15 protein-coding genes are annotated in these 21,788 nt (G+C 32.9%); 4 read left to right on the forward strand and 11 right to left on the reverse strand.

The features are described 5' to 3' along the window. Window positions 1–22 precede the first annotated feature (22 nt). The 4 genes from rplI to GEMHA0001_RS02640 all read right to left on the reverse strand — a co-directional run bounded on the left by rplI (window position 23) and on the right by GEMHA0001_RS02640 (window position 10,336). Window positions 23–466: a 50S ribosomal protein L9 gene (gene rplI, locus GEMHA0001_RS02625; protein ID WP_003144223.1), complete on the reverse strand. Its 444-nt coding sequence runs from the start codon at window positions 464–466 to the stop codon at window positions 23–25. Between the two features lie 31 nt (window positions 467–497). Continuing rightward, complete coding sequence (locus tag GEMHA0001_RS02630) at window positions 498–2,444, reverse strand: DHH family phosphoesterase (RefSeq protein WP_003144399.1); 1,947 nt, start codon at window positions 2,442–2,444, stop codon at window positions 498–500. A 2-nt stretch (window positions 2,445–2,446) separates the two neighbouring features. Beyond that, window positions 2,447–3,442 (reverse strand): DUF2232 domain-containing protein, encoded by a 996-nt coding sequence (locus tag GEMHA0001_RS02635; protein WP_003144248.1) that lies wholly within the window; start codon window positions 3,440–3,442, stop codon window positions 2,447–2,449. A gap of 291 nt (window positions 3,443–3,733) precedes the next feature. Then, window positions 3,734–10,336, reverse strand: coding sequence for an SIALI-17 repeat-containing surface protein (locus tag GEMHA0001_RS02640; RefSeq protein WP_003144163.1), 6,603 nt, complete (start codon window positions 10,334–10,336; stop codon window positions 3,734–3,736). 936 nt (window positions 10,337–11,272) lie between these two features. Between GEMHA0001_RS02640 and GEMHA0001_RS02645 the strand changes: the two genes are divergently transcribed. Together GEMHA0001_RS02645 and GEMHA0001_RS02650 are read left to right on the forward strand one after the other, a co-directional pair. Continuing rightward, a complete protein-coding gene (locus GEMHA0001_RS02645; protein WP_003144336.1) occupies window positions 11,273–12,040 on the forward strand; it encodes a M15 family metallopeptidase in 768 nt (255 codons plus the stop codon). Window positions 12,041–12,066: 26 nt separating this feature from the next. Continuing rightward, window positions 12,067–12,975 (forward strand): SH3 domain-containing protein, encoded by a 909-nt coding sequence (locus tag GEMHA0001_RS02650; protein WP_003144212.1) that lies wholly within the window; start codon window positions 12,067–12,069, stop codon window positions 12,973–12,975. A gap of 59 nt (window positions 12,976–13,034) precedes the next feature. Here the strand turns inward: GEMHA0001_RS02650 and GEMHA0001_RS02655 are convergent, their stop codons facing one another. The 3 genes from GEMHA0001_RS02655 to GEMHA0001_RS02665 all read right to left on the reverse strand — a co-directional run bounded on the left by GEMHA0001_RS02655 (window position 13,035) and on the right by GEMHA0001_RS02665 (window position 16,581). Then, window positions 13,035–14,309: an MFS transporter gene (locus GEMHA0001_RS02655; RefSeq protein WP_040464330.1), complete on the reverse strand. Its 1,275-nt coding sequence runs from the start codon at window positions 14,307–14,309 to the stop codon at window positions 13,035–13,037. A gap of 133 nt (window positions 14,310–14,442) precedes the next feature. Then, a complete protein-coding gene (locus GEMHA0001_RS02660; protein WP_003144290.1) occupies window positions 14,443–15,039 on the reverse strand; it encodes a ComF family protein in 597 nt (198 codons plus the stop codon). Between the two features lie 3 nt (window positions 15,040–15,042). Further along, window positions 15,043–16,581 carry an ATP-dependent helicase ComFA gene (locus tag GEMHA0001_RS02665; protein ID WP_003144111.1) on the reverse strand — a complete coding sequence of 513 codons (1,539 nt, stop codon included), beginning with the start codon at window positions 16,579–16,581 and terminating at the stop codon, window positions 15,043–15,045. 292 nt (window positions 16,582–16,873) lie between these two features. Between GEMHA0001_RS02665 and hpf the strand changes: the two genes are divergently transcribed. Beyond that, window positions 16,874–17,419 carry a ribosome hibernation-promoting factor, HPF/YfiA family gene (hpf, locus tag GEMHA0001_RS02670; RefSeq protein ID WP_003144358.1) on the forward strand — a complete coding sequence of 182 codons (546 nt, stop codon included), beginning with the start codon at window positions 16,874–16,876 and terminating at the stop codon, window positions 17,417–17,419. Window positions 17,420–17,552: 133 nt separating this feature from the next. Beyond that, the gene (locus GEMHA0001_RS02675) at window positions 17,553–18,128 is read left to right on the forward strand and encodes a DJ-1 family glyoxalase III (RefSeq protein ID WP_003144214.1); all 576 of its coding nucleotides are present in this window, start codon (window positions 17,553–17,555) and stop codon (window positions 18,126–18,128) included. A gap of 53 nt (window positions 18,129–18,181) precedes the next feature. Here the strand turns inward: GEMHA0001_RS02675 and GEMHA0001_RS02680 are convergent, their stop codons facing one another. From GEMHA0001_RS02680 to GEMHA0001_RS02695, 4 genes are all read right to left on the reverse strand, one after another. Beyond that, the gene (locus tag GEMHA0001_RS02680; protein WP_003144369.1) at window positions 18,182–19,258 is read right to left on the reverse strand and encodes an iron-containing alcohol dehydrogenase family protein; all 1,077 of its coding nucleotides are present in this window, start codon (window positions 19,256–19,258) and stop codon (window positions 18,182–18,184) included. A gap of 353 nt (window positions 19,259–19,611) precedes the next feature. Continuing rightward, complete coding sequence (locus GEMHA0001_RS02685; RefSeq protein WP_003144265.1) at window positions 19,612–20,829, reverse strand: HD domain-containing protein; 1,218 nt, start codon at window positions 20,827–20,829, stop codon at window positions 19,612–19,614. Window positions 20,830–20,934: 105 nt separating this feature from the next. Beyond that, a complete protein-coding gene (gene rpsR / locus GEMHA0001_RS02690) occupies window positions 20,935–21,183 on the reverse strand; it encodes a 30S ribosomal protein S18 (RefSeq protein ID WP_003144201.1) in 249 nt (82 codons plus the stop codon). Window positions 21,184–21,206: 23 nt separating this feature from the next. After that, on the reverse strand, window positions 21,207–21,779 hold the full coding sequence (locus tag GEMHA0001_RS02695; protein WP_003144376.1) for a single-stranded DNA-binding protein: 573 nt from the start codon (window positions 21,777–21,779) through the stop codon (window positions 21,207–21,209). Between the last annotated feature and the right edge of the window lie 9 nt (window positions 21,780–21,788).

Raw genomic sequence — 21,788 nt, forward strand, 5'->3', positions numbered from 1 at the left:
ATTATCACCTTCAACTTATTTACTATTGTTCCACCACGTGAACTTTAATTGTTCCTTCTACTTGAGAGTGTAGTTTAATTTTAACATTTGTATAACCTAGAGATTGAATACCGTGTGGTAAGTCAATTTTTTTCTTATCAACTTTTAGGTCATGTTGTTTCTTAAGTTCTTCAACAATTTGTTTAGAAGATACTGATCCGAATAATCTTCCGCCTTCTCCAGATTTAACTTTAATAGTTACTTCTAAACCTTCTAGTTGTTTTGCAAGTAAGTTAGCTTGAACTAATTCTTCTTGTTTATCTTTTTCAACACGTTTTTGTTGTCCTTTTAGTGTTGCCATATTAGCGTTTGTTGCTGCTACAGCTTTTTTGTTAGTTATTAAGAATTTTGCATATCCATCAGCAATTTCCTTAACATCTCCTTTTTTACCTTTTCCTTTAACGTCTTCTAAGAATATAACTTTCATTATAATTTCTCCTTTTTTCTATGATTTATTTTTAAGATATTATTTTATCAATAGCATCATTTAAACGTTCTAATGCTTCATCTAAGTTAATCCCCTCAATCTGAGTTGCTGCATTAGCAAGATGACCACCGCCACCAAGTTCTTCCATGATAAGTTGAACATTTATATTACCTAATGATCTTGCCGAAATACCTACTTTACCTTCTTCTAGATATCCCATAGCAAAACTACATTCAATCCCCTTAAGAGTCAGAAGTAAATCGGCACTTTGAGCAAGCATAACATTTGTATAATATTTATCTTCAGGGGCTTTTGCCATAATAATTTCTGGGGATTTCTGAATAGAATTATTAATTATTTCTACTCTATTCATGAAATTCTCAAATGGTTCTTTTAGAATTGTTTTAACTCTTATTGGATCTGCTCCATTGCTACGTAAATATGCAGCTGCATCAAACGTTCTAGACCCCGTTCTTACAGAAAAGTTCTGAGTATCTACTACTATTCCTCCAAGCATAACTGTTGCAGCAGTAGGTGTAATTTTTTCTATCTTAGTTTGATATTCTATTAACTCTGCTATTAATTCAGAAGCAGACGAAGCATATGGTTCAATATAAGTTAATAATGGATTCGTAATTATATCTTCTCCACGTCTATGATGGTCAATTATAACTTTTCTATTAGCTTTAGATAATATAGCTGCATCAATTACTCGTGAAGCATCTGAAGTATCTACAACGATTAAAGTTGTCTGTGGAGTCATAAGTTCCCAAGCTTCATCACTGTCTACAAATACTTTTGACAATTGTTCATCATGACTATCAATTTCAAACATTACTTTTTTAATAGTCTCATCACGATCACTTTCATTTAAGATAATATAGCACTCTTTACCTAAAAACTTAGAGAAGGTATATATCCCTACACATGCCCCAACAGCATCGAAATCAGGACGTTTATGTCCCATTACAATTATCTTATCACTATCACTTACAATATCAGCCAACGCATTAGAAACAACACGGGCCTTAATTCTAGTACGTTTTTCTTGAGGATTAGTCTTACCTCCATAGAATCTAATCGTACCATCAATATCCTTCATGGCAACCTGATCTCCTCCACGACCTAATGCAAGATCTAGTGAACTCTTCGCAAGTTCTCCTAATTCTGGTAAGAAATCTGTTCCCATACCTACACCTATACTTAAAGTAATCGGTGCATCAAAATCTTCTTTTAGATTTCTAATAGTATCTAAAATCTGGAATTTTTCTTTTTCAATTTTCTTTAAATCTTTAACATTTAAAAGTCCGATAAATCTATCTTCATCTATTCTTTTCAGATATATACTATTCTTCTTAGCCCAATCTGTTAAAGTAATAACTATTGTCGCATCTAATCTACTTGCAACTTCGTCATCTAGCGAATCATAAACATCTTCATAATTATCAAGACTCAAATTAAGTATAATCGGTCGAGTATCTCTAAATCTTTGCATTACTACTTTACTTTCTGTAATATCAAAGAAATATATATAACCGCTATCTTTTTGATAATTTACTTTATAATGTTTACCAAAAATTTCAAACTGATTATCTACAGGTGTCTCAAGATCAAACAACTCCTTAATCTCAGGCATAAGTTCTACAATATTCATACCCTTTATATCTTCAACCTTGATATTCTTGTATATAAAATTGTTAGCCCATTCTATATTCTTATCTTCATCAATTACGACTATTCCTATAGGAAACTTATTGATACCTTTTTCGGAAGAATTTTTAATTCTATTAGTCAGTTTACTAATGTAACGCTCTGTTTGTTCAACAGTTTTTTTCTTCTGTGTGTTATAAAGAACGAGAATAAGTAAGCCCATCAATAAGTATACTATTAAGCTATAAATACTAAAGATACCACTCAGAATCGCACCTACTAAAAATGTAGTTATGATAATTAACTCATACTTTTTCTTATCACTCACACTTATCTCCCCCTCTTCATAATAATGTATCCTTCTCTTAACTTGAATACACTGTCAATAAATCCTAGTAATTCGAAGATAGGACTAAAAATCAACATCAACAAGAATAATATAGGTTTACCAATAGTTGATTTTGATTTTTGCTCTAAAAAGAAGAATGCAGTAAACAATCCATTTAAAATAAATGCTAATGATAATATTCCTGTTATGTTTTGGAATAAAATATTCCAAAAACTGTATGTATTACTTCCGGCTTCCATTTCAACAAGGAAAGTTATTATAGTAACTACAATATATGTATACGCACTTTTTGAACTAACCATTATGCGACTAAACTTTGGAAATACTGGAATAATCACAAATTCTCTAGCTAACATCGATAATGTATAATGCACCAATACTAAACTATATACAAGTAACATGATAAATAATGTTACAGGGAATGATTTTTGTATATTTGAAAAACTTTCTAAAACTAAGTTTTTATCAACACCTTGATTCATCTCTACCATAGAATTAACATAAGTATTAATAAACTCTAATATTTGCTTACTATCAATAACTATTTTTCCAATTTTTATTGATACAAATATATACAAAGCTATACCTGAAAATATTATCGTAGCTGTTACTGCAACTAAAAATATTTTTGAACCTCGCAATAATATAGTTTTATAAATTATATATGCTATAGCCATGTGTATAATATACCAAACTATCATACTCGGAGAGGCAACTACCGATAAAATCACACCCCCAGTAATAATTAATGGGAGATAATATCTTAATCCTTTTGCACCAAGTACATATGTAAGTGGAAATACAGAAAGGAATGCTGCCAAAATTTCAAAATTCACTAACGATCCTATTACCGTCAACAATAAATAAATAGCTGAACTAGTTAAAACCTTTGAATTACTCGGCGGTTTGAAGAAAAATTTATTCTTCATTAACTTCTCGATTTCTTTTCCTAAAACATCTGAAATGTTATTACTCAAATTAACACTCCTTTTTTATTTTTATAATACCTTCACATAGCATTTTTTACTATATAGGTATCTTTATTATTATACCAAATTTCAACGTTTTTTAAAAGAAAAATAAAAAACATTAGCAAGCTATAATTGTAGATAAATTCACTAAACTAAAACATCATATAATTTTCTAACCTCTTGTCAAAAATATAAAAAAGAAAAGAACTCTAACGAAATTTCCGTTAGAGTTCTAATCAAGATACTTCTATATCTATTTTAGAAAATATTATTTAATTAGTTATTCCTTAATATATTCTAGTCATCTTTTCTTCTTGCTGCTAAGTAAAGAGTGAATAATAGTGTTCCACCTAAGTAGATAGAAGCATTATAACCTTGTTCTCCTGTTTCAGCTAATCTTTCAACACGAGCTTTAGCTTGTGGTTGATTTATATTAACTGCTGGTACCACTTCTGGTGTTGGTGGTACAGTTCCATTGTCTGGTGCCATTGGTTTTTCTGGAGTTGGTTGTTCTGGTATTTTAAATTCTGGCACTTCAGTAATCTCAGGCATTCCTGGTACACCACCGTTAAATTCTGGTACTTCGTGTACTGGTGGAGTTGGCATTTCTGGAATTTCTAATTCTGGTTTTTCATAAACCGGAGGATCAAGTGGTGTTACTCCACCTTTGAATTCTGGTAATTCATGAACTGGTGGTTCTGGCATTGCAAACTTAGGCCCTTCTGGCTTATTGTTTGCTGGTGGTACTGGTTTGTCATTACATCCACAGTTTCCGTCTTTTCCATCTTTACCATCGCGTCCGTCTTTTCCATCTTTTCCGTCACGTCCATCTTTTCCATCTTTAACAACTGTTTTTGTAACAGAACCGTCAGAATTGATGATTGTGATTGTGTGACTTCCATCTCCGTTATCTTCAACAGAAACTTTTGGTGATTTACCATCTTTTCCGTCTTTGATAACCATATCAGTTTTACTTCCGTCTGGATTTGTGATTGTTACTGTGTGAGTTCCATCATTATTATTTTTAACTGTTACAGTTGGTGATACTCCATCTTTTCCGTCTTTTCCATCTTTAATAACAGATTTGTATTCACGTCCATCTGAATCTACGATTGTTAATGTGTGAGTTCCGTCTCCATTATCAACGATGTTAGCTTTTGGTGATTTACCATCAAAGATTGTAGTATTAGTTTCTTTACCGTCTGCTCCCGTAACTTTAATAGTGTGTGAACCATTGTTGTTATCAATCACTTCAAGTTTTGGTGATTTACCATCACGTACTGTTGTAGTTGTAGTAGTTCCATCAGAGTTAACAATTGTAACTGTGTGAGTTCCATCTCCATTGTCTACTACTTTAGCAGTTGGTGATTTACCATCACGTACTGTTGTTTCAGAAACTGTTCCATTTCCATTTTCTACACGGATAGTGTAAGTACCGTCTTGGTTATCTCTAACTGTTGCTACTGGTGATTTACCATCTTTAATGATTGTTTCAGTAGTTGTTCCATCTCCATTTAGAACTGTAATTTTGTGAGTTCCATTTTGTTCGTCAGTTATTGTTACTTTTGGTGATTTACCATCACGTACTGTTGTTTCAGTTGTAACACCTTCTGGATTTGTAATAACGATAGTGTGACTTCCATCTCCATTATCACGAACAGATGCTGTTGGAGTACGTCCATCTACTCCATCACGACCATTTTTAACAACGAATTCATTCTTAGTTCCATCTGGATTTGTGATTGTTACTGTGTGGCTTCCATCTGGGTTTTTTGTAGTAGTTGCTGTTGCAGCTTTACCGTCTTTACCATCTTTGATGATAGCATTAGTAACATTACCATCTCCATCTGTAACTTTAACTGTGTGAGTTCCATCATTGTTATCAGTTACTTCAACTTTAGGAGTCTTACCATCTTTACCGTTTTTAACAACAGTTTCTTTAGTTGAGCCATCTGGATTTGTTACAGTAATTGTGTGACTTCCATCTGGATTTTCTGTTGTAGTGATATTAGCAGTTTTTCCGTCTTTACCATCTTTAACAACAGTTGTTGCTTCAGAACCATCTGGATTTTGAACTGTGATAGTATGAGTTCCATCTCCATTATCTTTTGTAGTAATAGTTGGAGCTGAACCATCACGTCCATCAATTCCGTTATAGATATCTTTACTATTTAATACAGTGTCCCCATCATCAAATACACCATTATTATTTACATCATCGTAAACTGTTATACGAACACCGTTACGAGCTGGTGTTGCAGTTGCATCTGTAGCTCTTCTAGATCTTGAAGGTGAAGTAATATCTTCTACTTTGATTTTTGGTGCGCGACCATCTTTACCGTTGTCACCTTTTTCACCTTTTTCACCAGTTGCTCCTTTTTCACCTGCAGTTCCTTGAGGACCACGGATGTTACCAATCTTGTTCCAAGAACCATTTTCTTTCTTGTAAACATCACCTGTGTTAGCATCGATAAATGTATCACCGTCTTTACCATCTTTAGCAGTTGGGGCAGTAACTCCACTTAGTAATTCAGCACCATTACGTCCGTCATGACCAGCTTCACCAGCTGCACCAGCTGCACCAGCTGCACCATCATTCCCATTTAATATATCAGCTGAACTAATTGGCTCGTCCACTCCTGGATCATATTTACCATTTCCATTGTTATCGAAGTAGGCTGTGATACGTGTTCCAATTACTTTTGGTTTTTCTCCTGCTGGTTGATTTGTTTCTGGTTGTGTAGCTGTTGAATCTGTAGTAGTTGGTTGTGAACCTGTTGAGTCTGTAGCTGCTGCTGGTTGAGCTAATGCAGTTACCTCATCTGGATTATCTCCTACACTTCTTGCTCTTCTTGCACTTCTTGGTGTTGGAGAAGAAACTAATGTAGTTGCACTTACTTCATCTGGATTATCCCCTACACTTCTCGCTCTTCTTGCACTTCTTGGTGACGTAGAATGTTGTGGATTAACAGCTAATCCTGCACCTCTTCTTACTGCCTCTGCTAATGCATTTAAGTCAATAAATGGTGTACGTCCATCTTTACCATCTTTAACCACGAATGATACTGGATCTTTACCTGGTGTAGTGAATGTAACAATCGTGCTACGTCCATCTGCTCCACGTTGAGTTGTAACAGTAGGTGTGTTTCCATCTAGCCCTGCTTCACCTTTAGCTCCATCATTGATAAGAACTGTAGTAGGTTGTGAACCGTCATGGTTATCTATTGTGATTTCTACACCTTTATTTCCATCTTCTTTACGAACTGCAGTTACTGTTGGAGATACACCATTTAGACCATCTTTAATAACCGCTAATGGTTTATCAGGATTTAATGGTTGTCCTGGATTTGCTGGATCTTCTTGATAAACTTTTGTTTCAGTTCCAGTCTTAACAGCTAATAGTGATTTACCATCACGTCCATCAGCACCTTTTGCTCCATCTTTTATCATTTCTGATCCTAGAAGTTCATCAGTTCCTGGAGTATATCTTCCATCTCCATTTTCATCTGTGTAGAATGTAACGATTGTGTGAGATGGGTTTCCATTTTGACCTTCAACACGTAATAAGTCTACTTTTGGAGTTTTTCCATTTAGACCATTTTCTCCATTTTTAACATTTACTGTCACTGGATTTTTTCCTGGTACAGTGAATGTGATATCAGAGCTATTACCATCTTTACCTGGTTTTACAGTTACTTCTGGAGTTTTTCCGTCTTCTCCTTTTTCACCTTTAAGACCTTGTGGTCCTTGTGGTCCTTGTGGTCCTTGTGCTCCATCACGTCCGTCACGCCCTGCTGGTCCTTGTACTCCATCTTGTCCGCGTTCACCTTGAAGACCTTTTTCTCCTCTGTCTCCTTTTGGTCCTTTGATGTTTCCTTCTTTTTCCCATGTTCCGTTGTTTTTAACGAATACATCTCCACTTTCAGTATTTACGTATTTATCTCCGTCTTTACCTTCTGTTGTTGGGTCTACTTTTCCGTTTAGTACATCTTTTCCATCGCGTCCGTCTCTTCCGTCACGTCCTGCTGCTCCATCACGTCCGTCACGCCCTGCTGGTCCTTGTACTCCATCTTGTCCGCGTTCACCTTGAAGACCTTTTTCTCCTCTGTCTCCTTTTGGCCCTTTGATGTTTCCTTCTTTTTCCCATGTTCCGTTGTTTTTAACGAATACATCTCCACTTTCAGTATTTACGTGTTTATCTCCGTCTTTACCTTCTGTTGTTGGGTCTACTTTTCCGTTTAGTACATCTTTTCCATCGCGTCCGTCTCTTCCGTCACGTCCTGCTGCTCCGTCACGTCCGTCACACCCTGCTGGTCCTTGGATCCCTTCACGTCCATCACGACCTTGAAGACCTTGTGGTCGTTGTGGTCCTGCTTCTCCTCTTATACCTTGTGGTCCTTGAGCTCCATCTTGACCTTTATCACCTTTGAATCCTTGTGGTCCTCTGATATTACCGATTGTCCTCCAGTTTCCGTCTTCTTTTTTGTAAACATCACCTGTCGTTGCATCGATATAAGTATCACCATTTTTTCCATCATTTGCTGTTGGTGCATTTGGCCCACTTAATAATTCAGCTCCATTACGTCCATCTGATCCGGCTGCTCCATTGGCACCGTCTGTACCATTATAAATTGGTTGTTTAGCAATTAACTCATCTATACCTTCATCGTATCTACCATTACCATTGTTATCAAAGTAAGCTGTTATAAGCGTACCTTCTCTTGGTTTTTCTGCTGGTGCTGTAGATGGAGCGTCTGCTAATGCTCTTCTTACTCTTCCGCTTCTTTGATTGTTAATTCTTAATGCTGCTTCTGCTAATGCATTTAAGTCAATAGTTGGTGTACGCCCATCTTTACCATCTTTTATGTTAGCTACAACAGGCTCTTCTCCAGGAACTGTAAATGTAATGTCAGTACTACGACCGTCTGCTCCACGAGCAGTTGTAACTTTAGGAGTAGCTCCCTTGTCACCTTTCTCACCTTTTGCTCCATCTGCAATAACAACTTCTCTTAATTTTTCATCATCTGCATCAAGTTCGTTATTACCATTTTTATCGTAGTAGAATATTACTGTTGTTGTTTTATCAGCTTCATTTCTTTGAGTAGAAACTAAAGGACTATCTCCATCAAATCCATCCCTAACAACTGTATTAGTTACATTACCTCTACCGTCATTAATAGTAATTGTATGTGTTCCATCCTCTTTATTATCTTTAACAGTAACTGTTGGAGTGACTCCATCACGTCCTGCTGCTCCTGTTTCACCACGGTCACCTTTTTCACCTTTTGCTCCAGTTAATCCACGTTCCCCTTGGTCTCCTTTTTCACCTTTTGCTCCAGTTAATCCGCGTTCCCCTTGGTCTCCTTTTTCACCTTTTGCTCCGGTTAATCCGCGTTCCCCTTGGTCTCCTTTTGCTCCATCTTTAATCGCAACTTTTTGGATAAGCTCGTCTACACCTTCAGTGTAAACACCATTTCCATCATTATCTAGGTAGAAAGTAAGATTGTTAGTATCTCCTACTTTATTTTGATCTACACGTGGTTTTACTGTATCTATTAACTCTTTTGCTACACCAATTTGCATAATACGTGGTTGCGCTTCTTGTGTAACAGCTCTGCTGATTGGTAATCCTAGAAGTGTTTCTTGGCCTAATCTGTGAACTTTATAAGTAGTTTCACGTCGACCATTTACTCCTTCTCTTACTAATCTTGTTTGTCCTTCTGCCAATTTACTAGTTGGAAGATATACCGTTTGAAAATCAATTTCTTCAGTAACTTTATGTGTACTAGCTGCTCCTAATGGGTTTGCATCTAAGTATAGTGGTTTTTCTCTAAAGTAATAGTTAGAGTTACTGTATGGATCATTACTTGTTGCAGATCCTGATTCACCTTGACCAACGTTAAAAGTAACCGGTCTTAAACGAACAGATAAATCTCCATTAGGATTGGCTATAGGTAAACTAAATCTAATAGTTTGATTAGTGTTTGTTTCAACTGCAGATGTTAAACTGTAGCTTGAATGAGATACAAAGTTTGCACCTTTTCTTATATCTTTAGTTTGATCTCTTAATCTGTTCGTTGTAACAGTTGCACGAGAAGGTTCTCCGAATCCATTTCCTTTGTCTAAGATAAAGTTGTTGTTAACAAACTCACCTGGTCCAGAATATGCGATTGAGAATTCTACTCTATTCCCAACTCTAGTTGTTGTTACATCAAAATGAATAGGGTTTCCTCCACGTGAATTTCCATTACCACGAAAACTATGTGACCCTCTACTAATATCAGTGAAAACAGTATTATTTCCTAGATTAGTTACTGGTTGGTTAGTTGGAGCAGGCGCTGCTCTAAAACCACTATAACCATTATCTACACTACGAGTAGAACCTACATTTGCTGTATTATTTGCTGTTGCTACCTCAGCTTTTGGTGCTGGAGTTGCTTCCCTTGTTTCAGCTTTCGGTGTCTCAACACTCGCTTCTCTAGTTTCTGCTTTTGATGTTACTACACTTGATTCTTTTGTTTCAGCTTTTGGTGCTGTAGCTACTGTTTCTTTAGGCGTAGTTTTTGCCTCTACAGCCTTAGGTGCTACAGTTTCAACTGGTTTATTTTCTGTACCAGTAGCTGCTACATTAGTACTTTTCTCTTTTTCTACAACTGTTGTTATAGCCTTTTCCCACGTATTAGCCGTGGCACTACTTCCACTCTCTGTTGCAACAGCTTGTGCAGCTGTTTGAGACGAACCAGTTTCAGCTGCTTGAGCATCAGCTCCTCCTAAAAAGAAAAGCCCTGATAATATCGCAACACTTGCGGCTCCTACGTTATACTTACGAATACCGTAACGATTAAACTTCTCGGTAGTATTTTCATCTATCTTCCAATTAGTTTTTGATTTATTCTTCATTGTTAAACTCCTTTTCCCTGCAATAAATGTATTTTTAGGTCCATTTATTAAAAACCTGTTATGATTTGTCACAAAATGTTCACCTAAAAACCGGCAGCATTTATGGTAATAATATATAATTATTATCTAAAAATATACACCTGTATCTGCTATATGTCAATACTTATTTAAAACGCTTTTATTTACGCTTTAAAACATATTAATATACATATATTATAAGAAAACGTTATAGACATTTAGAAATAGTAAGTCTTTATAACCTGTATATCCAATCTTAAAAATATTAAATTTTATTCTTTTTTTCTATTTTTTAGATGTAAAAAAATACTTATTCTGACATAAATCAGACAAAAACTAATGTTTTTATGTCAGATTTTATCACACGAAAAATACATATTTATATAAATATTTATGTAAATAAATCTCTTAATACTGTATTAGTCAAAACAATTCCAGTGTTATATTTATTTCACTATTCTATTAATTAATTTTATAGCTGATATTATTTTATTTTTTTACTATTTATTAGTATATTTTCTAATACCTCTGTATATCAAGTATTAATAATCAATCTTGATTTATATATTAATTATTTTCATTTTATATTTTAAAAATTCTTGTAATATGACAAATAATAATTCTATATCTTATTAAAAAATAATATAAATCTATTTATCCTTTATAGCAAATCCTTTTATTTTATATTGTAAATTTCATACAGCAAATATAGCCTCACTTAACTATTTTCCATTAACATTTTAGAAATTTAAGATTACTACCTCATTTTACATTTATTTTTAAGAAAAACCATGTTTATAATTGACAAAATAGGCTATTCAACTTATGATATTTAATAAGAGTTATACTTTATCTCGTATTTATTGTATTAATTTTTATTAAATACATTTACTATATTAAGTGAAAGGCATATTTTTTATGAAGAAATATATTATTACAATTGCTACTGTTACTTTAGTAGTATTAATTTTAGCATTAGGTGGCTATTATTATCTAACTAAAGATGATAAATCTACAACACCTAGTCAAACTACTCAAAAAGATAATTCAAAATCTTCTACTACTAAAGAAAACAATAAGACAAATAAAAACAGCGAAGATACTCCGTCAACTAATGGAAAAACTCCAGAAACCGTTACTCAACCGACTGTTATCAACGGCATTGTCCTAGCTAACAAAAAGCACCCACTACCAGCTAACTATAACCCTGGAGAAAATCCTACAGCACGACAAAAAGTCAATAAATTAATTAGTGATGCTCAAGCTCTAGGATTGAACGTTTCAAACCAAGTGTCTGGTTTTAGAGCTTATGATACACAAGCTGGACTTTACAACAACTATGTTGCTTCTCATGGAAAACAAGAAGCTGATAGATTTTCAGCTCGTCCAGGTTATAGTGAGCACCAAACTGGATTAGTTTTTGACCTTATTGATAACCAAGGACAACTTTTAGGAGCTGAAGGAACTAGCGAAAGCAGTAAGAAAGCAGCAGAATGGTTAGATAAAAACGCTCATAAATACGGCTTTATCGTTAGATATAAACCTCAGTTCGTTGAAAAAACTGGTTATATGGAAGAAAGCTGGCACATTCGCTATGTAGGAGAAGACGTAGCTAAAACAATTTATGAAAGAAATATTTCACTAGAAGAGTACCTTAACGCTCCTGGTGGAGACTATGCAAACTAAAATATTATTAATAAAAGGAGAAATTAATGAATAGAAATAATCAAGGTCCAAATAACCAAAATTATAATAATCAAAACTACAACAATCAAAATTTTGATAACACTCAATACAACAATCAAGGATATGATCAACAGTATCAAAATACTCAATATCAAAACTTTGATCAACAACAAAACTATAATAATCAACAGCAGAATTACAACAATCAACCTAACTATAACGTTCCTCCTATGTACATGGAAGAACCTAAAGAAAAGAAAAAAAGTATCCTTCCAGTTGTCTTGACAGCAATTATTACTTTCGTTGTTCTAGTAGTAGTCCTATACTTTGGATATAACAAATTTCTTAAAAAAGAAAATGTTGTTGACTTAGCTACTTACGAAGTTAATTTTGTTACATACGGTGCAGAAGGTGAAGGAAAACCTGAAGTTGATATTAAAAAAGTTCCAGAAGTTGCCAATTCTAATTCAGAAATTTCTAATTTATTATCAAATCCAGATATTTCATTCAATAAACAAAGTAACCTGAAGAATGGTGACAAAGTTGAAGTTACTATTACACTAAATAAAAATACTGCTAATAAATTAAAACTAAAAACAACAGGAGAATTTAAACGTACATTCACTGTTAATGGATTAAATGAGAAAGCTAAAGAAAAAGAAACTATAATTGTAAAAGAAGGTTCATCTAGTTCTTCAAGTTCTTCAAGCGAAAGAAGTCACAGTATTAGCGGACGTACAGCCTACGTAAAACCATCTGTTGGTGTTAATCTAAGAAGTGATAAAAATGATTCTAGTAGAATTATAACTTCAATTAGAGGTGGAGCAGCTGTTACAATAAGATCACTTGAGACAAATTCAGCTGGTGAAGCTTGGGCCTATGTTGATTACGGTAGCTACACTGGATACATTCGTGGAGATTTAATCAGCGGATAATAAAATAAAACAGAATACAATAAAAAAGTTGACTCACAACATTGTGAATCAACTTTTTTTTAATTATCTCTAACTTTTAGTTTGATCATAAGCATGCTTACTAAAGTTATTCCTATAACAATAAGGAAAATAGATTTACTTTGTGTGAAACCAAGTAAACCATTTTTAACATGTTTACCTATCCAAACATACACATAATCACCATAATAGATACCTAATGCGAAGAATGCTTGATAGATCCCCATACTAACATTACGATATTCTCTATCAAAATATTGCATAGCAAGAGAAATAAGTGCATTATAAGCACCACCATATCCTAATCCATTTAAGATATAACTAAAATAAATAACATACGGGTTATTAACATATAACGCTATAATATAGAACGATAATGAACATCCTAGTAAGAATAATAGAGTTTTTTGAATACCCCATTTTCTCGTGAAATACACTCCCACAAGAACTCCAGCAATAAGCTGAGGTACTGCAAAGACTGCATCCATATACGCTAACATTAACGGTGTCATATTCAGCTCTGTTTTACCGTAAGTAATCATGTTAGCTCCACTTGTAGCAAACTTAATAAAAGAAAGTAATAACGCTATTAAACAAATATAGATAAAACTCTTATGTTTAATTACTACCTTCACTTTATCAAATGAAAAATCACTATCGACAGGTCGATAATCTCTCATCATAAATGATAATATAAATGTTATTATCGCGATAATACCTGCTACTATCCACATATAGTCAAAATGTTTATATGTATTCATAGTAAAGACATATTGTATAGGTGCTGCGATAAATTCAGCTAATAACGGTGCAACAGATAGTATCGATACGGATACCGCTGCCTTATCTCTAGAAAAAGTTTCTGAGAAAATAACATTGAACAAAGCAAGCATTGTGGCACTTATCCCTAATGATAAAGAAGATAAGTATAAAGTTATATAGCTACCGTTAAATGCTACTAAAAATGAAGTTACTATTAATAAAAATAGAGAAATTTGAACGAATATTTTACGTCTTTTGAAAATATCGCTCGCCAAAAACATTGGCAACCTTACTATTAAACTCATAAGTCCATATCCAGCTGCTATTTGGGCTGCGAGTACCGGTGTTAAAGAAAGTCCACCTTGTTCTATCGGCGTAATCGCGTATAACTTTCTATAAGCACGTATAATACTTATCGCAGACCAGAATAAAACTAATATCCAAAATATAATAATTTGATCTTTATTCAATTCGAATTTCTTAGATAAAAAGATTACCAGAATTAGAATTAATGCGATCATTATAAGTGAAAATAAGATTTTTGTTTTAATCATCTCCTAACTATGTAATTTTTATAAATTTTTTATAAAATATCGAATCTAAAGTAGTATAACTATGTTTAAAATTCAACTTAAACATTATACCATAAAATCATATATTGTTAAGAAAAAATACTCAAATTATTTGTTAGATTACTTTCGATAACGTTAAAAAACTTATTTTTATATTTGGATAGACTTCTTTTATAGTTTTAGCACATCCTAATAAGGTATTTCCACTCGTATATATATCATCTATTATCAAAACAGATTTAATACTTCCTAGAGTCATTTCATCACATAAAAGATGATACCTATTCTCCTTTCTTTCTTTATGAAGTTTAGACTGTTTCTTTCTATAATCACAACTAAGAATTTTCTTATAGTCCACATCACACAACTTACAAACTTGTTCAATATGATCAAACCCTCGAATAATCTCCCGAATCTCGTTTGCTGGAACAATCGTCACTAAATCAAAATTATTTAAAGAAAAAAACTTATCTAGAAGATTTTTAAATTTTACTGCACAAGCCACATCTCCGAAATATTTTATAGAATAGATTTCATCTTTAAAAAATTCATAGTCAGCAAAATAATACAAAGTATATTCTCCTACTTCTGAGACATTTATATCAATATGTTTCCTACAGCTAGCACAAAGATAAAAATCCTCTTTTTTTGCAAATAATGTATCAAACCCCAACTTTTTCTTTGTTTCTAAATTACAAAAACTACACTTCATATCTTACCTCCTGTTCAACTTTCTATATTTCGCAAGATTATTCATATACTCAATCTCTTTAATAGCAGCTTTCATATCCCTACTTATACTATCCGCTAAAAATACAACATCACCTAAATTATCATAGTCCTTTCTACCTACCCTACCTGATATCTGAATTAATGCAGCCTTTGTAAAATTTGCATGTTTCGCATCAAAAACCACTACATCTAAATAATCAAAAGTCACACCACGCTCTAATATAGTTGTCGTAATGAGAATATCTAGCTCTCTATTATAAAACTTTTTGATTTTCTCACTTCTATTTTCATCTCCACTATAGACGAAATCTATCTTTATTTCCTCGGAAATATATTTTTTAAAATATATTACCGCTGTTTCACACATACCTATTTCAGGAACAAATATCAATATTCGTCTATCCTTTTTTAATTTTTCTTTAATGAATTTCTCTAGAAATCGTGATTTTCTAGAAAAATCAAACACTTCGAGCTTTTCAATTTTTATTTTCGGAACAGGTAACAAGTATCTGTGATATCTTATAGGTATTTTTATAACTTCATCAACGCTAGATTTAACTATTTCAGATGGCGTGGCTGATAAGAATACAAGTACACCATCATCTTTTAAACTTGTATTAACACCATTTTCTAAACACTCATCACCTGAGTATGGAAAGGCATCTACCTCATCAATAATAACGACATCAAAGTAGTTGTAATACTTAACAAGTTGGTGCGTCGTCATAATATAAAAATTCGATTCTTCCAAGATTTTTTCTTCACCATGTAATACACTTATTGGATAACCACTAAAATCACGAAAAAATCTTTCAGATAATTCTTTTACAACATCACGTCTAGGGATCGCTAAACAAATATTTTTCTTATCTACAATTGCCCGATATATTGCTTTATAAACTATTTCCGTCTTACCTGCCCCGCATACTGCCCAGATTAAAGTACTCTTCTTGCTTTCTATGTTCTCCACTAACCTCTTACTTGCTTCTTCCTGAACATCACTTAACTCTACACTTGGTTCTTCTGGTGCTTTTAAATCTAATATCGGTATATTTATATGAAACTTTATAAAACAATCATCACTTCTACCAAAATTTATACATCTTCTACAGTATGTAACTTTCTGATTTTTATTATTAAATGTGAAAAATTGTTGCTGATCTTTATTATCACATTGCAAACAGTGAAATTTACCTTTATCTTCATTCACTGAGTACAATTTACTTATATATTGACAATTATCTAAATAATGAAGTTTAATATTCATTTTTAGTAATTTGGATATAGATAAAAGCAGTCCATTATACCTCCTTAAAAAAGTTAAATCACTCTCTTTTAGAGTATAGACTGCCCCTGTCGTTATTTCATTATATATTCCATCAAAATCCGAATTGATTTCTCCAAAATCATCATAGCTCTTTTTAATTTTTCTATAATTTATATTTTTATCATTATTACTCATTTTTGAATAATAAACTATAAAAATCGCCTCTATAAATTCACAGTATTCCCTAAAAAACATTTTCTATTACCCCTTATCTGCAAATTTTTATTAAAATTATTTTCAATAAATTTCCTCATTTAGTTAACATTTTAAGTTTCTAATATTCCTAGTTAACCACATAACTTCTATATTTAATTTTATTTTAACAAAAATATATTTATAAAGCAAAATAAATGTACATTTTATAAAAGTTACATTTTTATGCAAACTATGTTGCTAACGTTATCAAAAAGTGGTATAATAAAACTATAAAAAAAGGGGGAACCCCCTATAAAGTAGCTAAGCTGCTTTATGAAAGGAGTGCTTTAAAATGTTAAGATATCAAGTACGAGGAGAAAATTTAGAAATTACTCAAGCTATTAGAGAGTATGTTGAAAATAAAGTTTCTAAATTAGAAAAATACTTTGCTGACAGTTTAGAAGCAAACGTTTACGCTAATGCTAAAGTATACAAAAATAATAAGAAAAAAATCGAAATCACTGTACCTCTTAGAGGCGTTACACTTCGAGCTGAAGAAACTAACGAAGATTTATATGCTGCTGTTGATTTAGTTGTTGACAAACTTGAACGTCAAATGAGAAAACACAAAACTAAAATCAATAGAAAAGGTCGTGAAAAAGGATTTGCTGAAGAAATTATTCTTACTAGCGAGTTAGAAGAAGCTGAAGAAACTACTTTAGATCTTGGCAAAGTTAAACAACTTAAAGTTGAACCAATGACAAGAGAAGAAGCTGTATTCCAAATGGAACTTCTAGGACACGATTTCTTCGCATTCTTAGATAACACTACAAATGAAATTTCTGTAGTATATAAACGCCGTGACACTGGATACGGAGTACTAGAAATTTCTAAATAATTAATATTGAGTTTAAACACAATCAACCATCTTCCGAAGGTGGTTGATTTTTCTTTACAAATACAATAAAATTAAAATAAAGAGAAATATTTTATTCTATACACATTATACAAAAACATTCGGAGGATTTTTTATGACTAAAAAAGTAGCCTTATTCGTTGAAAATGGAAGTGAAGAATTAGAGTTAATTGCACCACTAGATATACTTCGTCGTGCTAATATTCAGGTTGATCTAATTTCTGCAAACAACGAAGAGTATATAACTAGCTCGCATGACGTAAAAATAATAGTAGATAAAAAAATTAATGATATCGACAATATACTTGATTATGATGCAATAGTAATCCCAGGTGGAATGCCTGGAAGTACATTACTTCGTGATAATGATAAAATAATTAAATTTTATCAAGAAATGTATAATGCTGGTAAATTGGTTGCTGCCATCTGTGCTGCACCTATCGTACTAAGTAAAGCAGGCATCCTTGAAGATAAAGAAGTAACTTCTTATCCAGGATTCGATAAAGAAATAAACTGTAAAACATACGATAAGGAAAAAGCGGTAATAGCGGATAAAAATGTAATTACTGCACAGGGACCAGCCGTAGCTATTTTATTCGGTTACGAAATTGTTAATTACCTACTTCAAGATGATACTGCACAAAACATTAGCGATGGTATGCTAGTTCCAGTACTAAAGAATAACTTATAAAACCTAAAAATTAAGACCTCAGATTAAAACATCCGAGGTCTTTTATCATTTATTTATTTTGTTAATTCTTCTAACTCTTTCATCGCAGCCACCACAACTTCTGGGGTACAAACATCAAATGCAAGTTTAAATGTTTCTTTTTCACTAGCTGCAAATTCAGCAATTTTTTGCATTTTTTCTTCTACATCTTCTGTTACATTAACACAAGCTAAGTTATAAGCTAAATCATTAGCTTTATAGAATGGAACAAGTTTCTCCACTTCTTCTCTCTTACCTTCAGCAAGTAATTGAACCAAGATACCATAAGATACTTTTGTTCCGTGTAATACAGAATGTGTTTCTTTAACTAAACTCATACCATTGTGCACTGCGTGAGCTCCCGCCATACGTCCATAGTGAACACCGAAACATCCAACACATCCTGAGATAGCAAATACTGTATCTACAGCATTTTTGAAGCTTTCAGTTACTTCACCTTTTTCCATAGCTTCTAACGCTCCATTAGCATCGCGTAAAAGAACATCACGAGTGATTTTAGCTGCTTCTAATCCCATTCTTACAAAAGGATCATTAAACTTGTTATTTCTCTCTACTAATACTACTGCTTCATACCATTTAGCTAAAGTATCTCCAATTCCCGCTACGAAGTATTCTTTTGGTGATTCTAATAATAAGTCTAAGTCTGCAACACAAGCATAAGCTGTACGTTTAAAATATGCAACCTCTCTAAATGTGTGATCTGGGTGATAAACTGCCGCTACTGGCGCATATGGTGCACAAGTTGCGATTACAGTTGGTACTGTCATATACTCAACATTTAAGTTCTGTGCTACTCCTTTAGCAGTATCGATAACACGACCACCACCTACTCCAAGGACGACATCAACACCTTCTCCATATTCATCAGCAATACGTTGCATATCCTCAAAAGATGCAGAACCATCATATTTAGCTACTCTAAATTCTCTATTACCTTTGTAAAACTTCGTAAACGCTGCGTAAGATTTTTCTCCAGTAACAATCAAAGGAGTCTTAAACCCTTCTAATCTATTATCAAGTGCAGACAATGCCCCACTTCCTGAAATATATTCACTTACCCCTGGTCTTGCTACATTTGCTAATTCAAACATTTTACATCTCTCCTTTGTTGTTAAATTTATAATTTTATTGTTTAAATAAAATTATACCATTTCAGAAAATTAAAATCAATAGTAAATTAAAACCTTTTCATTTTCTGACAATTTAAACAAGAGTAATTTATAAATATCTAAAATTTAAAAATCAAGGGGCTGACCCAAAAGTCCTAAATTTTAACAAAGTGTATATAAGAACTCATAGACGCAGTGATTTATTGACATCTAAAATCGCTTTATAAAAGCTTTTTAGATGTCTAATAAACTGTGCGGGGGTGACTCTAAAAAATCGATTTCTCTGAAATCACGATTTTTGAGTCACTCCCATATCAATTACCTTAATCTTTATATTATTTCGGGAAAAATATAGTCCCCTCTTTCTTAGTCTGCCCTTTAGTTATAGACTCCACTATAGTACTAGCTTTTTCTAAGGCCACTATATCACCATTTAATTTTTCAATTAATATCTTTCTTCCTTTATATGGACTATAAACACTCGCTTCTATATTCTCAATTTTTAAATAATAACGTTCATCAAAGTTATTTTCCTTAAGCATATTTTTTATCTGTGCTAAATTTTCTTCATTATAATCTACATACTCGAATAATCTTCTGTTTTGTAATCTTTTTGCTAAATCAGCAGCAATTTTATCTTCTTTATCTTGAATAAGAGCACAACAATATAATAGTGAATTTTCATCCAGTTTAAAATATTCATCTACACTCACTTCAGATTTCTCTAAGAATGGAATCAACACCTTCATATCTTCAAAATAATCTTTATCGACTTTGAAAATATCCTTTAATCTATTAAATAGTTGAATGAATACCGCCTCATAACTTCTAGCTACAGGATGATAATAAACTTGCCAGTACATTTGATATCTTGCCATAATATAATCTTCTACACTGTGAATACCAGTATATTTAACTACAATTACCTTCCTACCTTCATTTGTTTTTCTTACGCGCATTGTACGTAATATTCTTTCAAGATCAAACTGCCCATAACTAGTAGCTGTAAAATAAGAATCACGTAATAAATAATCCATTCTATCAGCATCTAGTTGACCTGACACAATCTGATTAAGTATATCATTTTCATGAGTATGTTGAATAATAGATACTATATCTTGTGGCAACTTTTCTGAAACAGCTCTTAAAATAGCATTAAGTTCTGTATTACCTAATATTATTTTTGCTGTATATTCTTCGTGACTATGATTAGTAATATGCTCAAATGCATGCGAAAACGGACCATGGCCTACATCGTGCAGAAGTCCCGCAAGCATCACACATACTTTTTCATATTCAGTTAATTCTACACAAAGTGATTTAACCTCAGTAACCATTCTTCTAACAATTTCATAAACTCCTAGAGAATGAGAAAACCTAGAATGTTCCGCTGTTGGATATACTTGAAAATCTCCCCCTAATTGTCTTATACGACGTAACCTTTGAAACTCCTTACTATCAAGACAATTCCAAATTACTTCATAATGAATATGAATATAACTATGTACCGGATCTTTTAGCACTTTAGTTTCGTCTAATCTTTTTAATTCCATCACTTTTCCCCCTATCATAACCGATAATTTTTACTATATTTCTCTCTTATTATATCAAAGCACAAAAAAAAGACAAGCCTAAGCTCATCTTTTTCAATTTTATTCTTATTTTTCGTCTACTACGTATGGTAAAAGTGCCATGTGTCTAGCTCTTTTAATTGCTGTAGTTAACATTCTTTGGTACTTAGCTGAAGTACCTGTTACACGACGTGGTAAGATTTTTCCACGTTCAGAAATGAATTTTTTAAGTAATTCTACATCTTTGTAGTCGATAAATTCTACGTTATTTTTAGTGAAATAACATACTTTTTTACGACGACGCATGTTGTTACGACGATTGTTAGTTACTGCCATTGTGCATGTCCTCCTATGTAATTTTAGTCTTCTTTAAACGGATTTACTACATCCTGCATGAAGTCATCATCTAGATTACTCGGGAAGTTTTCCCCAAAATCAGAGAATGATGAACTATCATTAATAAAATCTTGCATAGCTGAATTAGCTTGTCCAAAGTTTTGATTAGTATTGTTGTTATAATAATTTTGATTATTGTTATTATACGCTGGTTGTGATTGAGGTTGATTAAAACTCATTGAGTCAAAACCATTGTTTTGTCTACTATGTGAGCTATTTTTAGATTCAAGGAATTGAACAGTTTCTGCTACTACTTCAGTAACATACACTGTGTTTCCATCCTTACCTTGATAATTTCTCGTTTGTATTCTACCTTCAACAGAAATCAGACTTCCACGTCCTAAGAAACGTGCCATATTTTCTGCTTGCTTTCTAAAAGCTACACAGTTAATAAAGTCTGCTTGTCTTTGACCATTTTGGTCAGTGAATGTTCTATTTACAGCTACTGAGAAATAAAGCATTGGAATATTCGAACTAGAATATCTCAATTCTGGATCTTTAGTTAATCTACCTACTAATACTACACGATTTACCATAGTATTTCA

This window comes from Gemella haemolysans ATCC 10379, from assembly GCF_000173915.1.
Classification (GTDB): domain Bacteria; phylum Bacillota; class Bacilli; order Staphylococcales; family Gemellaceae; genus Gemella; species Gemella haemolysans.